At 61.5% G+C, this 13,406-nt stretch carries 14 protein-coding genes; 7 read left to right on the forward strand and 7 right to left on the reverse strand.

Annotation, left to right across the window (positions count from 1 at the left end; translation table 11 throughout):
- Positions 1 to 12: 12 nt before the first annotated feature.
- The 4 genes from flgH to RB216_RS20760 form a co-directional block, all read right to left on the reverse strand.
- Positions 13 to 708, reverse strand: coding sequence for a flagellar basal body L-ring protein FlgH (gene flgH, locus RB216_RS20745; RefSeq protein ID WP_028617341.1), 696 nt, complete (start codon positions 706 to 708; stop codon positions 13 to 15).
- 52 nt (positions 709 to 760) lie between these two features.
- Positions 761 to 1,546 (reverse strand): flagellar basal-body rod protein FlgG, encoded by a 786-nt coding sequence (gene flgG / locus RB216_RS20750; protein WP_005790105.1) that lies wholly within the window; start codon positions 1,544 to 1,546, stop codon positions 761 to 763.
- Between the two features lie 63 nt (positions 1,547 to 1,609).
- Positions 1,610 to 2,350 (reverse strand): flagellar basal body rod protein FlgF, encoded by a 741-nt coding sequence (locus tag RB216_RS20755; protein ID WP_015885209.1) that lies wholly within the window; start codon positions 2,348 to 2,350, stop codon positions 1,610 to 1,612.
- Between the two features lie 327 nt (positions 2,351 to 2,677).
- Positions 2,678 to 4,240 carry a sigma-54-dependent phenylalanine hydroxylase transcriptional regulator PhhR gene (locus tag RB216_RS20760; RefSeq protein WP_028617342.1) on the reverse strand — a complete coding sequence of 521 codons (1,563 nt, stop codon included), beginning with the start codon at positions 4,238 to 4,240 and terminating at the stop codon, positions 2,678 to 2,680.
- A 257-nt stretch (positions 4,241 to 4,497) separates the two neighbouring features.
- Here RB216_RS20760 and phhA point away from each other — a divergent pair, with 257 nt between their 5' ends.
- The 3 genes from phhA (at position 4,498) to RB216_RS20775 (ending at position 6,939) form a co-directional block, all read left to right on the forward strand.
- Entirely contained in the window at positions 4,498 to 5,289 is a 792-nt protein-coding gene (gene phhA / locus RB216_RS20765; protein WP_028617343.1) for a phenylalanine 4-monooxygenase, read from the forward strand.
- 97 nt (positions 5,290 to 5,386) lie between these two features.
- Positions 5,387 to 5,743 carry a 4a-hydroxytetrahydrobiopterin dehydratase gene (locus RB216_RS20770; RefSeq protein WP_010208721.1) on the forward strand — a complete coding sequence of 119 codons (357 nt, stop codon included), beginning with the start codon at positions 5,387 to 5,389 and terminating at the stop codon, positions 5,741 to 5,743.
- Complete coding sequence (locus RB216_RS20775) at positions 5,743 to 6,939, forward strand: amino acid aminotransferase (RefSeq protein WP_068937100.1); 1,197 nt, start codon at positions 5,743 to 5,745, stop codon at positions 6,937 to 6,939. Before RB216_RS20770 ends, RB216_RS20775 begins: the two co-directional genes overlap by 1 nt.
- Positions 6,940 to 7,029: 90 nt before the next feature.
- Here the strand turns inward: RB216_RS20775 and RB216_RS20780 are convergent, their stop codons facing one another.
- The gene (locus RB216_RS20780) at positions 7,030 to 7,839 is read right to left on the reverse strand and encodes a UDP-2,3-diacylglucosamine diphosphatase (RefSeq protein WP_068937101.1); all 810 of its coding nucleotides are present in this window, start codon (positions 7,837 to 7,839) and stop codon (positions 7,030 to 7,032) included.
- 137 nt (positions 7,840 to 7,976) lie between these two features.
- On the opposite strand from RB216_RS20780, the gene RB216_RS20785 reads away from it, so the two are divergent.
- The 3 genes from RB216_RS20785 to RB216_RS20795 all read left to right on the forward strand — a co-directional run bounded on the left by RB216_RS20785 (position 7,977) and on the right by RB216_RS20795 (position 10,124).
- Entirely contained in the window at positions 7,977 to 8,726 is a 750-nt protein-coding gene (locus RB216_RS20785; RefSeq protein ID WP_068937102.1) for an AraC family transcriptional regulator, read from the forward strand.
- A gap of 99 nt (positions 8,727 to 8,825) precedes the next feature.
- Positions 8,826 to 9,710 carry a DMT family transporter gene (locus tag RB216_RS20790; protein ID WP_308907817.1) on the forward strand — a complete coding sequence of 295 codons (885 nt, stop codon included), beginning with the start codon at positions 8,826 to 8,828 and terminating at the stop codon, positions 9,708 to 9,710.
- Between the two features lie 132 nt (positions 9,711 to 9,842).
- Positions 9,843 to 10,124, forward strand: coding sequence for a hypothetical protein (locus tag RB216_RS20795; protein WP_308907818.1), 282 nt, complete (start codon positions 9,843 to 9,845; stop codon positions 10,122 to 10,124).
- A gap of 33 nt (positions 10,125 to 10,157) precedes the next feature.
- On the opposite strand, the gene RB216_RS20800 is transcribed toward RB216_RS20795, so the two are convergent.
- Positions 10,158 to 10,445, reverse strand: coding sequence for an Rdx family protein (locus tag RB216_RS20800; protein WP_028617348.1), 288 nt, complete (start codon positions 10,443 to 10,445; stop codon positions 10,158 to 10,160).
- A gap of 84 nt (positions 10,446 to 10,529) precedes the next feature.
- Here RB216_RS20800 and RB216_RS20805 point away from each other — a divergent pair, with 84 nt between their 5' ends.
- Positions 10,530 to 12,719, forward strand: coding sequence for a patatin-like phospholipase family protein (locus tag RB216_RS20805; RefSeq protein ID WP_308908895.1), 2,190 nt, complete (start codon positions 10,530 to 10,532; stop codon positions 12,717 to 12,719).
- Positions 12,720 to 12,949: 230 nt separating this feature from the next.
- On the opposite strand, the gene RB216_RS20810 is transcribed toward RB216_RS20805, so the two are convergent.
- Positions 12,950 to 13,384 carry a MarR family transcriptional regulator gene (locus RB216_RS20810; RefSeq protein ID WP_028617350.1) on the reverse strand — a complete coding sequence of 145 codons (435 nt, stop codon included), beginning with the start codon at positions 13,382 to 13,384 and terminating at the stop codon, positions 12,950 to 12,952.
- Positions 13,385 to 13,406 lie beyond the last annotated feature (22 nt).

Here is a 13,406-nt window from a genome sequence, read left to right on the forward strand (position 1 = left end):
CAAAGTGGCCACCTAGAAAGGGAACAGCGGGCTAAGGAAGAAACGGTCGAACCAGCCCGGCTGGCTTGCATCAGCGAACGAACCTGTACCCGAGTAGGTGATGCGCGCATCGGCAATCCGCGTCGACGGCACCGTGTTGTCGGTGGAGATGTCATCGGCGCGGACCATGCCGGCAATGCGCACCAGCTCGTCGCCGGTGTTGAGGGTCATCCACTTTTCACCGCGCACGGCGATGATGCCGTTGGGCAATACGTCGGCCACGGTCACGGTGATCGAACCGGTCAGGCTGTTGCCCTGCCCTGCCGCGCTCTTGCCGTTGGTGGCACGATCGCCGCTGTAGCCGGCGCTGAGGCTGAGGTCGCCGTCACCCAATGGATTATTGGTGTTGGGCACCGCGCCGAACAACGAGGTCAGGCCGAGGTTGGCCTTGCTGGTCTTGCCGATCTGCGAGTTAGCGTTCTTGCTGGCCTGGGTGCGCTCGTTCAGGGTGATGGTGATGATGTCACCGACCCGGAACGCCTTACGGTCGCTGTACAGGTTCTGTTCGAAACCGGCCTGGTAGATCGAGCCATTGTTGGCGGCCGCTGGCAACGGTGTGCGTGGCAACACCGGCGCGTAGTACGGGTCATTGGGTTTTGGCGTCGGGGCGACACAGCCCGCGAGCACGGCAATCCCACTCAATGCCAGAACAGAAACATAGCGATTCATGACCCTTACCTCACGGTGTTGCAGGCGCCTCAAGAGCGCCCCATAGACTTGATTACAGATTCTGCGTTACGAACGAAAGCATCTGGTCGGCGGTGGAGATCACCTTGGAGTTCATCTCGTAGGCGCGCTGGGTGGTGATCATGTTGACCATCTCCTCGACCGTGCTCACGTTGGAGGTTTCCAGGGTGCTTTGCAGCGTGGTGCCGAAACCGTTCAAGCCAGGGGTGCCGATTTGCGGCGCGCCGCTGGAGGCGGTTTCCAGGAACAGGTTGTTGCCCATGGCTTGCAGGCCGGCCGGGTTGATGAAGTCGGCGGTCTGCAGGTTGCCGATCACTTGCGACGCGGGGTTGCCGGCCACGGTGATGGACACGGTGCCGTCGTTGCCGACGGTGAAGGTCTTGGCGTCTGCGGGGACGACCACGGCCGGTTCCAGGGCAAAGCCGTTGGCGGTGACGATCTGGCCGTTGGAATCCAGGTGGAACGTACCGTCACGGGTGTAGGACGTGGTGCCATCCGGTTGCAGGATCTGGAAGAAACCACGGCCGTTGATGGCCATGTCCAGCGGCTGGCCGGTCTGTTGCAGGTTACCGGCGCTGAAGTTCTTCTGGGTGCCGACGATCTGCACACCGGTACCCAATTGCAGACCCGACGGCAGTTCGCTGTCCTGGGTGGACTGGGCGCCCGGCTGCTTCTTGATCTGATAGAGCAAGTCCTGGAACTCGGCACGGTCACGTTTGAAACCCGTGGTCGACACGTTGGCCAAGTTGTTGGAAATGGTGGTCAGGTTGGTGTCCTGGGCGGACAAACCTGTTTTGGCAACCCATAGAGCCGGAAGCATGCTGTTCTCCTTCGTGCGCCTGTTTGTTGGCGCTGCATCGCAAAATTAGTGAGTGGGCTGCAATCAGCTCATCTGCATGACGCGCGTCATGGCTTGGTCGTCTTCCTTGGCGCTGTTCATCATCTTGATGTGCAGCTCGAACTGCTTGGAAAGCGCCAGCACCGCGGTCATTTCTTCCACCGCGTTGACATTGCTCGCCTGCAGGAAGCCCGAGGTCAGCGTGACCGTCGCGTCAGCCTGGGCCGGCTGGCCATCCTTGGTGTGGATAGTGCCGTCGAGGCCTTTATTCATGTTCTTCAGGTCCGGCTGGACCAGCTTGATGCGGTCCACTTCAGCCATCACGCGCGGGCCTTCACCCATGGCGCGGATGCTGATGGTGCCGTCGGCACCCACTTCAATTTTCTGCTGGGGCGGCACGGCAATCGGACCACCGTTGCCCATGATCGGCATGCCGTTGCCGGCGCGCAGCACGCCCAATGCATCGACGTTCATGCTCGCGCTGCGTACATAGGCTTCGCTGCCGTCCGGGGTCTGCACAGCCATCCAGCCATTACCGCTGACGGCGACGTCCAGGTCACGGCCGGTCTCGATCATCGCGCCAGGAGAAAAGTCAGTGCCCGGGCGCTCAGTCAAGGCAAACGCCCGCGCCGGAAAGCTGTCACCGAACACCGGCATCGAACGTGCCTGCTCCAGGTCACGTTGGAAACCATTGGTGGAAATGTTCGCCAGGTTGTTGGCATGGGCCTTCTGCGCCAGAGCATTCTGGCTGGCGCCGGTCATTGCCACATAAAGGTACTTGTCCACGCTCTTTCCTCTTTCTGACGGACGCTTGCCGCCCACCGCTGTACTGATGAGGCTTAAGCAATTTGCGAACCAACTTTTGAAAAGAAGGTGAAGTACAGGCGGGGCGGGGGTTTGCCGTGAGGTGGAGAGATTTCTGGATTGAGCGCGAGTCGAAAAAACGGCGGACTACTGCCGCCTGCGGCAAACACATGTCTGGAAAACGACGAAGATCCGATTTGGGAGCGGGCTTGCTCACGAATGCGGTGGTTCACTCACTCATGTGTTGAATGACACACCGCATTCGCGAGCAAGCCCGCTCCCACATTTTGACCGCGTAGTGTCCGCGAATTATTTATCGGTCTTCAGGATTTCGTAATCGCGCAGTTTATTGGCGATGGTGGTGTGGGATACCCCCAGTCGCTTACCCAACTGCCGGCTGCTGGAATGCTCAGCGTACAAGACTTCCAACACCGCCTTCTCAAACCGCCCGACGATGTCATCCAGGCCACCCTCCAGCGAGAAATCGCCAAGCGGCTGACGCACGCCGTAATCCGGCAACCGGATATGTTCGGCCTTGACAGTCCCGCCGTCACATAACGACACCGCCTGGAACAACACGTTTTCCAACTGCCGTACGTTGCCCGGCCAGTGGTAGTGGCTAAGGCGATCCATGGCTGCTGGCGCCAGCTTGGGCAACGGGCAGCCGATCTGGCGACTGGCCTGGTCGAGAAAGTGATCAACCAGCGGCGCCAAACCATCGAGGCATTCGCGCAGCGGTGGAATATGTAGCGACAGCACGTTGAGGCGGTGATAAAGGTCCTGGCGGAATTCGCCACGGGCACACAGCTCGGACAAGTCCACCTGGGTCGCGCAGATCACGCGCACGTCCAGGTACACCTCTTCATCGCTGCCTACACGTCGGAAGCATCCATCCTGCAAAAAACGCAGCAACTTCACCTGTAGCCGCGCGCTCATCTCCCCGACACCATCGAGAAACAACGTACCGCCCGCCGTCAGTTCCAATAGCCCCAACTTGCCTTCGGCCCGTGCGCCTTCGAATGCGCCGGGACCGTAGCCGAACAGCTCGGTCTCGGCCATCGACTCTGGCAAGCCCGCGCAATTAAGCGCCATCAACGGCGATTGCCCACGCGGGCTGGCCAAGTGACAGGCGCGCGCCAGCAGTTCCTTGCCGGTGCCGGTTTCGCCTTCTATTAATAGAGGCGCATCCAGCGGCGCCATGCGTCGGGCTTCGCGCACCACGGCGGCCATGACTTTGGAGCTTTGGAAGATGCTGTCAAAGCCACGCAGCTCCTGCTTGCGAACGTTGTAGATGCGCTCGCCGACGCGGTCGGCGCGGTGCAGGGTCAGCACGGCACCGGCCATGGCCTCGCTGTCATCATGCTCGGAGGATTGCAGCGGCGCGATGTCCGCCAAGAACACGTCGCCCTTGACCTTGACCCGCAGACCGTTGATCCGCGATTTGCTCGCGCGCACCAGTTCCGGCAAGTCGAAGTCCTCGGCATACCGCGACAACGGAATGCCCGGCACCTCATCCACCCGCACCCCGAGCAACTGCGCCGCCGCGCGGTTGGCGGCGACGATAGAACCACCCATGTCGATGGACAGTACCGGGAACTCCAGCGCGCCGAGCAGTGCATTAAGCTCCATATGCCGACGCTCACTGGGCATCAGCCCTACCCTTTTGACGCCGAACACTCCGGCAATCGCCTCGAACTGCGGGCGCAGCGCTTGGAACTGCATGTTCACCAGATTCGGGCAAAACAGGTAGATGGCATTGCCATGCTCACCGCCGACCTCGCCCTTGGCGACGTTGACACCGTATTCCACCAACAGGTTGAGGATGTCCCGCAGGATGCCGATGCGGTTCTGGCAGTGCACTTTGATACGCATGAAGAGGCCCGAAAAGTGGGGAGGCGCCGCGTCTTTATGTCGCTGGGCGCAGATAGTCGTCAAGATTATGTGACAGCTTGCAGGCTTTTCCCAGCCCAATGCAGCGGCCAGCCTCACAAGCGTAACGAATACTTTACGAAAAATGGTAAGTTTTCCTACGCAGAGCCGTTTTAAACGAGTGGAATCCGGCCGCGCACGGGTTATCAATAAGCTCATCGCAGGACATAACAAGAACGAATGCCTAGCAGGAGAGCCGTATGAAGCAGACGCAGTACGTGGCCCGCGAGCCCGATGCGCAAGGTTTTATCCACTACTCGCCGGAAGAACATGCGGTGTGGAACACCCTGATCACTCGCCAGTTGAAAGTGATCGAGGGTCGCGCCTGCCAGGAATACCTGGATGGCATCGACAAGCTCGGCCTGCCCCATGACCGCATCCCGCAATTGGGCGAGATCAACCAGGTGCTGGCCGAAACCACCGGCTGGCAAGTCGCCCGTGTGCCGGCGCTGATCCCCTTCCAGACGTTCTTCGAGTTGCTGGCCAACAAGCAGTTTCCAGTGGCGACGTTTATCCGCACCCGCGAAGAACTGGACTACCTGCAAGAGCCGGACATTTTCCATGAGATCTTCGGCCACTGCCCGCTGCTGACCAATCCTTGGTTCGCCGAATTCACCCACACCTACGGCAAGCTCGGCCTGGCGGCCACCAAGGAGCAACGCGTGTACCTGGCGCGCCTGTACTGGATGACCATCGAGTTCGGCCTGGTGGACACGCCCGAAGGTCGGCGCATCTACGGTGGCGGCATTCTGTCGTCGCCCAAGGAGACGGTGTACAGCCTGTCGTCCGAGCCCGAACACCAGGTGTTCGATCCACTGGAGGCGATGCGCACGCCGTATCGCATCGACATCCTGCAACCGCTGTACTTCGTCCTCCCCAACCTCAAGCGCCTGTTCGAAGTGGCCCAGGAAGACATCATGGGCATGGTGGAGCGCGGGATGCAGCTGGGTTTGCATGCCCCGAAGTTTCCCCCAAAACCCAAAGCTGCGTGAACCTTACATCTTGAGGCCAGGTGAGTCTGTTCCCTGGCCGCGCGTTGCTTTAGGGTGACGCTACTGATCTTCAAACACTCGAATTCAGGACACCATCATGACCACCTTGAACCAAGCCCACTGCGAAGCCTGCCGTGCCGATGCCCCTCAAGTCAGCGACGAAGAACTGCCGGTACTGCTCAAGCAGATCCCCGACTGGAACATCGAAGTCCGTGACGGTGTGATGCAACTGGAAAAGGTCTTCCTGTTCAAGAACTTCAAATTCGCCCTGGCCTTCACCAACGCCATGGGTGAAATCTCCGAAGCCGAAGGCCATCACCCAGGCCTGCTCACCGAGTGGGGCAAGGTCACCGTGACCTGGTGGAGCCATTCCATCAAGGGCCTGCACCGCAACGACTTCATCATGGCCGCGCGCACCGACGAAGTGGCCAAGGACGCCGAGGGCCGCAAGTAATGCATTTCGATGCCATTGGCCGCGTACCCGGCGACCCGATCCTCGGGCTGATGGACCTGTACGCCCAGGATGCCAACCCGAATAAGTTCGACCTCGGCGTGGGTGTCTATAAAGACGACCAAGGCCTGACGCCAATTCCACACTCGGTAAAACTGGCCGAACAGCGCCTGGTGGACACACAAACCACCAAGACCTACATCGGCGGCCACGGCAATGCGGCGTTCGGCAAGCTGATCAGCGAGCTGGTCCTCGGCGCGGACTCCGCGCTGATCCGCGAACGCCGTGCCGGCGCCACCCAGACCCCAGGCGGCACCGGCGCCCTGCGCCTGAGCGCCGACTTCATCGCGCAAAACCTGCCTGGTCGCGGCGTGTGGCTGAGCAACCCGACCTGGCCAATCCACGAAACGATCTTTGCCAAGGCCGGGATCCCGGTGAGTCATTACCCTTACGTGGGCGCTGACAACCGCCTGGATGTGGCGGCGATGCTCGCCACCCTGTCCAGCGTGCCCAAGGGCGACGTGGTGCTGCTGCACGCCTGCTGCCATAACCCGACCGGTTTCGACCTGTCCCAGGACGACTGGCGCCAGGTGCTGCAGATCGTGCGCGAGCGCCAGTTGCTGCCACTGATCGACTTCGCCTACCAAGGCTTTGGCGATGGTTTGGAGCAGGATGCCTGGGCGGTGCGGCTGTTTGCGACCGAGTTGCCCGAAGTGCTGGTCACCAGTTCGTGCTCGAAGAACTTCGGCCTGTACAGCGACCGTGTCGGCGCGTTGATCGTGTGCGCGGCGGATGCCGAGAAACTGACGGATGTGCGCAGCCAACTGGCCAACACGGCGCGCAACCTGTGGTCGACGCCCCCGGACCATGGTGCTGCGGTAGTGGCGACCATCCTGGGCGATGCCGAGCTGAAAACGCTATGGAGCAACGAGGTCGAAGCCATGCGCTCGCGGATCGCACACCTGCGTTCGGGCTTGGTTGAGGCGTTGGCGCCACACGGTCTGTCGGAGCGGTTTGCGCATATCGGGGCGCAGCGTGGGATGTTCTCCTACACCGGATTGAGTGCCGAACAGGTGAAGCAACTGCGCGAGAAACACAGCGTGTACATGGTGAGTTCGGGGCGGGCTAACGTGGCGGGGGCTGATGCCACGCGGTTGACGCTACTTGCCGAAGCCATCGCCGACGTTTGCCGCGACTGACACCTCACCCTGTAGGAGCCGGCTTGCCGGCGATGGCGCCCTCAACATTGCTATCGCCGGCAAGCCGGCTCCTACGAGGGAGGTTGTGTTTCAGCCAGCAACCATTTCGGCTTTGAGCTGCGCCTCCTTGGCCTGCGCATCCGCCAACCGATATAACTCGATACTCCCATCCCAGTGCTCGATCAACGCTGTGCACGACTCCACCCAATCTCCGCAGTTGAGGTAATCCACCTCGCCCACCTTGCGAATCTCCGCATGGTGGATATGCCCGCACACCACACCATGCAACTCGCGCTTGGTCACCTCATGGGCGATGGCTTCTTCGAAATCGCTGATGAAGTTCACGGCCGTCTTGACTTTGTGCTTGAGGTACGCCGACAGCGACCAGTAGCCATAGCCGTAGCGCGCACGCCAGTGGTTCAGCCAGCGGTTCAGCGTGAGGGTGAACTCGTAGGCCGAGTCACCGAGGAACGCCAGCCAGCGGTGGTAGCGGGTGATCACGTCGAACTGATCGCCATGAATCACCAACAGATGCCGGCCATCGGCAGTCACGTGCACCGCTTCGTCCACCAGTTGGATATTGCCCAGGATCAACTTGGAATAACGGCGCAGGAACTCGTCATGGTTGCCGGTGACATAGATCACCTCGGTGCCGCGCTTGGCCATGGTCAGCAGACGGCGGATCACGTTGGTATGGGCCTGGGGCCAATACATGCCGCCACGCAGTTTCCAGCCGTCGATGATGTCACCGACCAGGTAGACCTTGTCCGCGTGATAGCCCTTGAGGAACTGCGATAAATGTTCGGCCTGGCAATCCCGGGTGCCCAGGTGCACATCGGAAATCCACAGGGTACGAACCCGTTGCTTGCGGCTGGGCTTGGCGAACTCGGCACTGGTCATGGGCATCCCTCGACGGTGTTTTCGCGAGCTTGCGCCCTGGCGATTAATAGCCCATGACAACTGTGCGTCAGTCTGATGACAGCGCTCAGGGCCCGCAAACCGTTGTAGACTGCCAGCTTGCCGCCCAGGAGACCGCAATGGGACCCACCCTCGCCCTACGCCACTACGTCGAAGCGCCCCTCGCCCACAGCCATGACCATGCGCAGCTGGTATTCGGCCTGTCCGGGCACCTGGACCTGGAAGTGGACGGCCGTGGCAGCCAAGTGCGCGAAAGCAGCGTGATGGTGCTGCCCTTCTCCGCCCACCATGCGTGCGGCAGTCGCGATGGTAGCCGCTGCCTGGTGCTGGATGTGCCCACTGAGCATTGGGTGCTGCAATCGTTGGGCGAGCATGCCGATGCCAGTCGTCGCCTGCTCGATCAGCCCGCGCGGCTGACTTTGGACTCGCGGCAAAGCCAGCTAGTGCAATGGCTGGCGCACAGCCCGGTGCATGACCCGTTGATCGTGCAGCAAGGCGCGGTGCTGTTGCTGGCCAGCCTGAATCATCCGCTGGACCAACCCCTACCAGGCCGGCGCCTTCCGTATGCGGCGTTCAATGCACATATCGAACGGCATGTTGCGCACCCACTGCAGGTGGCCGACCTGGCGCGTATCGCCGATCTGTCGGTGGCACGCCTGCACGCACGCTTTATGGCGGAATGCGGGCAAACACCGATGGACTACATCCGCAGCCGTCGCCTGCACATGGCCTTGGACCTGTTGCGCAAGACACCTCTGCCCATCGGTGAAATTGCCGATCGCGTCGGTTACGCCTCGCAAAGCGCCTTCGCCGCCGCGATGCTGCGAGAGTTTGGCGCCTCGCCGGGCGCTTTGCGTCGCAACCCGTAGGAAGAGTTTCGCGATAAACACCGCGAGCCGGGCGACAGACACCCACGCGGGCGCCCCACTAGACTGCGTTTCTGTCACCCCCATGACTCAAGGATCGCAATGACTCCCCGTTCAGCCCTCGGCGCCCTGCATATCGGCGCATTGATGTTTGGCCTCACCGGCGTATTCGGCAAACTGGCGGCCGCCTCCCCGGCCATCATCGTCTTTGGTCGCGCCGTGTTTGCCGTAGTAGCACTGGCGGTATTCGCACGGTTCGCCAGCAGCACCGCCTGGAAAACCCTGGAACTGCGCGACTGGCGCCGGCTGCTGATCAGCGGCGTGTTGCTGGCAGCGCACTGGGTGACCTTCTTCATTGCCGTGAAAGTAGCCGGCGTGGCGGTTGCAACCTTGGGCTTCACCGCATTTCCGGCCTTTACCGTGATCCTCGAAGGGCTGATTTTCCGCGAACGCATTCGCGCCAACGAAGTGGTGCTGGTCGTACTGGTCAGCGTCGGCCTGGTGTTGGTTACCCCCGACTTCAACCTTGCCAGCGAGGCCACTGGCGGATTGCTCTGGGGGATCGCCTCGGGGTTGCTGTTTTCCCTGCTGTCACTGAACAACCGCGCCAGTTCCGGACGTATCCCGGCGGTGCAGGCAGCGCTGTGCCAGAACGTGGTGGTCGCCGTGTGCCTGTTGCCCGTGGCGGCGCCCGGTCTGACAGAGGTGCGAGCATTTGACTGGCTGTGGATCGGTTTGCTCGGGGTGTTCTGCACGGGTCTGGCCCACAGCCTGTTTGTCGCAAGCCTCGCGGTGATCAAGGCGCGCACCGCTTCGGTGGTGTTTGCCATGGAACCGGTCTACGGCATCACCGCGGCCTGGCTGCTGTTTGCCGAAACCCCGACGTTGCGCATGCTGTTGGGCGGCGTGTTGATCATCGTCGCAATCGTGCTTTCCGGGTTGATGGGCGGTGCCAGCCAGGCCAAACAGCCTGCGGCGACGGCCTGATCTATACTTTGAATATCCGCAACAGTCTGCAGTCGTTCTACGGATAACCGACAGCTCGATGACAGCCTGGGTATTTTCTGAAGTTGCTGCACGCGAGTGGTCACAACCTCAACGCGATGCGGGAGCTTTACCATGGAAATGCTCATCAATTTGTTAGTGCAGATCATCAGCGGCGCCGTCGGCGGCAACATTGCCGGCATGACCAAACAGAGCCTCGGGACCGGGCTCAATACCCTGATCGGCGGTGTCGGCGGGCTGGTGCTCGGCCAAGTCGTCGCGGCACTCACGGGCACCTCGGGCGGCGAAGCCCTGGATGTGGCGGCAGTGGGCAGCAACGTTGTCGGCGGTGGTGTCGGCGGGCTGGTACTGACGTGGGTGATTGGCTTTATCAAGCAAAAGATGGCGGCCAAATAACCACCGTGTCACCGCCCCACGGGGCGGTGACTTTCACTGGGTGCGATCGTTATGCCCCAGGTCACGCTGCGGGTCGATCTGGTCGCGTACGCGCTGCTTGAGCACCTTGGCCTCGGGAAAACCGCCGTCCGCCTTGCGCTCCCAAATCTGCACGCCATCACACGTGATACGAAACGCGCCGCCGGTGGCCGGTTCCAGCGCCACTTTGCCCAAATCATCGGCAAACGTGCTCAGCAGTTCCTGCGCCAACCACGCGGCGCGCAGTAGCCACTGGCACTGGGTGCAATAGGTGATGACGATCTCGGGTTTGATCGAAGACATAATTTGAGAGGCTCCAGGCGTAACGGGCTCGGCGGATCGAGTGGCTATAATAGCGGCCTTTATCGCCCAGCCTCGAGATTCATGATGCGCCGCCTGCTGTCCTGCCTGTTTCTGTGCCTGCTCCCCCTTTTCGCCGACGCCGTTGAACCGTCACGCCCGAAAATCGGCCTTGTGCTGTCTGGCGGTGCCGCCCGCGGGCTGGCGCATATCGGCGTGCTCAAGGCGCTGGAGGAGCAAGGTATACAGATCGATGCGATTGCCGGCACCAGCATGGGCGCGGTGATTGGCGGGCTGTACGCCTCGGGCTACAAGATCGATGAGTTGGAAAAACTGGCGCTGAGCATCGACTGGCAACAGGCACTGTCCGACGCACCGCCTCGGGAAGACGTGCCGTTCCGGCGTAAGCAGGATGACCGGGATTTCCTGGTCAAACAGAAACTCAGCTTTCGCGACGATGGCAGCCTGGGCCTGCCACTGGGCGTAATCCAAGGCCAGAACCTGGCGTTGCTGCTGGAAAGCATGTTCGCCCACAGCAGCAACACGCGTAACTTCGACAAGCTGCCGATCCCCTTTCGCGCGGTGGCGACCGATATCACCACCGGCGAGAAAGTGGTGTTCCGCAAGGGTCATCTGCCCCAAGTGATCCGCGCCAGCATGTCGATCCCGGCGGTCTTCGCGCCAGTGGAGCTGGACGGCCGGTTGCTGGTGGACGGCGGCATGACCGATAACATCCCGCTGGATGTGGCGCGGGAAATGGGCGTGGATATCGCTATCGTCGTCGACATCGGCACCCCGCTGCGTTCACGCAAACAACTGGCGACGGTGGTGGACGTGCTCAACCAATCGATCACCCTGATGACCCGGCGCAACTCCGAAGAGCAGCTCAAAGACCTGCACCCCAAGGACGTGCTGATCCAGCCGCCCCTAGCCGCCTATGGCGTAACTGATTTCGGCCGCGCCAAGGACATGATCGATGCCGGTTACCGCGCCACCCGCGCCCTCGACGCGCGCCTGGCCCACCTGCGCCCCGCAGAGCCGATCGACCCGCAACTGGTAGCCGCCCGCACACCCGGCGAACGCACGCCGGTCATCACCGCCATCAACGTGGAAAACGACTCGAAAGTCAGCGACGACGTGATCCGCTACTACATCCGCCAGCCCCTGGGCGAGCCGCTGAACCTGGGCCGCCTGCAATCGGACATGGGCACCTTGTACGGCCTGGATTACTTCGAGCAGGTGCAATACCGCGTGGTGAAAAAGGGCCAGGACAATACCTTGGTCATCAGCGCGCGCGGCAAACGCAGCGGCACCGACTACCTGCGCCTCGGCCTGAACCTGTCAGATGACATGCGTGGCGACAGCGCCTTCAACCTCGGCGCCAGCTACCGCATGAACGGTATCAACCGCCTCGGTGCCGAATGGCTGACGCGGGTGCAGATAGGTGATCGCCAAGAGCTGTACAGCGAGTTCTATCAGCCGATGGACACCGGCTCGCGTTACTTTGTCGCGCCGTACATCAGCGCCCAGGCACAGAACGTCGAGCTAATCCTGGACAACGACCCCATCTCCGAATATCGCCTGGAACGCTACGGTTTCGGCTTGAACGTCGGACGGCAGATCGGCAACAGCGGCGAGATCCGCTTCGGCGTCGGCGAAGCCTGGGGCAAGGCGGATGTGCGCATCGGTGACAGGGATTTGCCCAGCGTGAGTTTCAGCGAAGGCTTCTATGAACTGAAGTACTCCTTCGATTCCCTGGACAACGTGTACTTCCCCCACACCGGCGAAGACATCGGCCTGGCCTACCGCGAGTTCGAACCCGGCCTGGGCTCGGACCAGCGCTACCGCCAGTGGGAGTTCAAGCTCGACAAAGCCATGAGCCGCGGCCCGGACACCTTGGTACTGGGCGGGCGCTACGGGCGCACCCTGGATGATTCGGACGTGGTGATTTCCAGCTTCCTGCTGGGCGGTGCGCGGCAGTTGTCGGGCTTTCGCCAGGACGCGATCTCGGGGCAGAACATCAGCCTGATGCGCGCGGTGTACTACCGCAGGCTCACACCGCGTTCGTACCTGCCGCTGGATTTCCCGCTGTACCTGGGTGCGTCACTGGAACGCGGCCGGGCGTGGAACAACGACAATGAATTCGACAGCGGCTACATCAACGCGGCGAGTATTTTCCTGGGCTTTGATACACCGTTGGGGCCGCTGAATTTCAGTTATGGGTTCAACGATGACAACCAGAAGGCGGTGTACCTGAACCTGGGGCAGACGTTCTAAACGTCTGACGCTGAACCCGACGGCTAAACGCGCTTGATGTGGTGAGCGGGCTTGCCCCGCGCTGGGCTGCGAAGCAGCCCCATTGCGGTCACCGCGTTTTTTCCGTGAGAAATTAGTCGCCTGTTTTTGGGGCCACTTCGCGCCCCAGCGCGGGGCAAGCCCGCTCACCACAACAGCCCGCTCACCAGACAAAGCCCGCATGCCACAGCAAGCAGCGCGCCGGGTATTCCTCAGGATTTCTCCAGATTCGCCAGGATGTGCCCATGCACGCGCATGCACACGCTCAAATCAGCTTCATCCACTCCCACGAACAGCTCATGCCGTAGCGCGGTAGCGATAGTTTCGATTTGTTCGATCAGCGGCCGGGCGGTATCGCACAGCAGGATGCGCTTGGCACGGCGGTCTTCCACCACGGCCTGGCGTTGCACCAGGCCCTGGCCTTCAAGGCTGTCCAGCAGGCGGGCCAGGGTTGGCCCTTCGACGCCGACGCTTTGCGCCAGCTCACGCTGGGTGGGTGCTTCTTCAAAACGAGCGAGGTGCAGCAGCACCAGCCAGCGCGCCTGGGACAGGCCAAGCCCCGCCAGCCGGCGATCCAGCTCGGCGCGCCAACCACGGGACATTTGCGCCAGTTGCATGCCAAATCGGTGTTGATCGGTTAACGGCATAAAAAACTCATGTTTAAGACTG

Origin of the sequence: Pseudomonas canadensis (genome assembly GCF_030980095.1) — a bacterium.
GTDB classification, from domain to species: Bacteria; Pseudomonadota; Gammaproteobacteria; order Pseudomonadales; family Pseudomonadaceae; genus Aquipseudomonas; species Aquipseudomonas canadensis.

Bases quoted from the DNA above. Each gene is read 5' to 3' on its own strand.
- flgH (WP_028617341.1), bottom strand. From the start codon at position 708: ATGAATCGCTATGTTTCTGTTCTGGCATTGAGTGGGATTGCCGTGCTC.
- flgG (WP_005790105.1), bottom strand. From the start codon at position 1,546: ATGCTTCCGGCTCTATGGGTTGCCAAAACAGGTTTGTCCGCCCAGGAC.
- RB216_RS20760 (WP_028617342.1), bottom strand. From the start codon at position 4,240: ATGCGTATCAAAGTGCACTGCCAGAACCGCATCGGCATCCTGCGGGAC.
- phhA (WP_028617343.1), top strand. From the start codon at position 4,498: ATGAAGCAGACGCAGTACGTGGCCCGCGAGCCCGATGCGCAAGGTTTT.
- RB216_RS20770 (WP_010208721.1), top strand. From the start codon at position 5,387: ATGACCACCTTGAACCAAGCCCACTGCGAAGCCTGCCGTGCCGATGCC.
- RB216_RS20775 (WP_068937100.1), top strand. From the start codon at position 5,743: ATGCATTTCGATGCCATTGGCCGCGTACCCGGCGACCCGATCCTCGGG.
- RB216_RS20780 (WP_068937101.1), bottom strand. From the start codon at position 7,839: ATGACCAGTGCCGAGTTCGCCAAGCCCAGCCGCAAGCAACGGGTTCGT.
- RB216_RS20785 (WP_068937102.1), top strand. From the start codon at position 7,977: ATGGGACCCACCCTCGCCCTACGCCACTACGTCGAAGCGCCCCTCGCC.
- RB216_RS20790 (WP_308907817.1), top strand. From the start codon at position 8,826: ATGACTCCCCGTTCAGCCCTCGGCGCCCTGCATATCGGCGCATTGATG.
- RB216_RS20795 (WP_308907818.1), top strand. From the start codon at position 9,843: ATGGAAATGCTCATCAATTTGTTAGTGCAGATCATCAGCGGCGCCGTC.
- RB216_RS20800 (WP_028617348.1), bottom strand. From the start codon at position 10,445: ATGTCTTCGATCAAACCCGAGATCGTCATCACCTATTGCACCCAGTGC.
- RB216_RS20805 (WP_308908895.1), top strand. From the start codon at position 10,530: ATGCGCCGCCTGCTGTCCTGCCTGTTTCTGTGCCTGCTCCCCCTTTTC.
- RB216_RS20810 (WP_028617350.1), bottom strand. From the start codon at position 13,384: ATGCCGTTAACCGATCAACACCGATTTGGCATGCAACTGGCGCAAATG.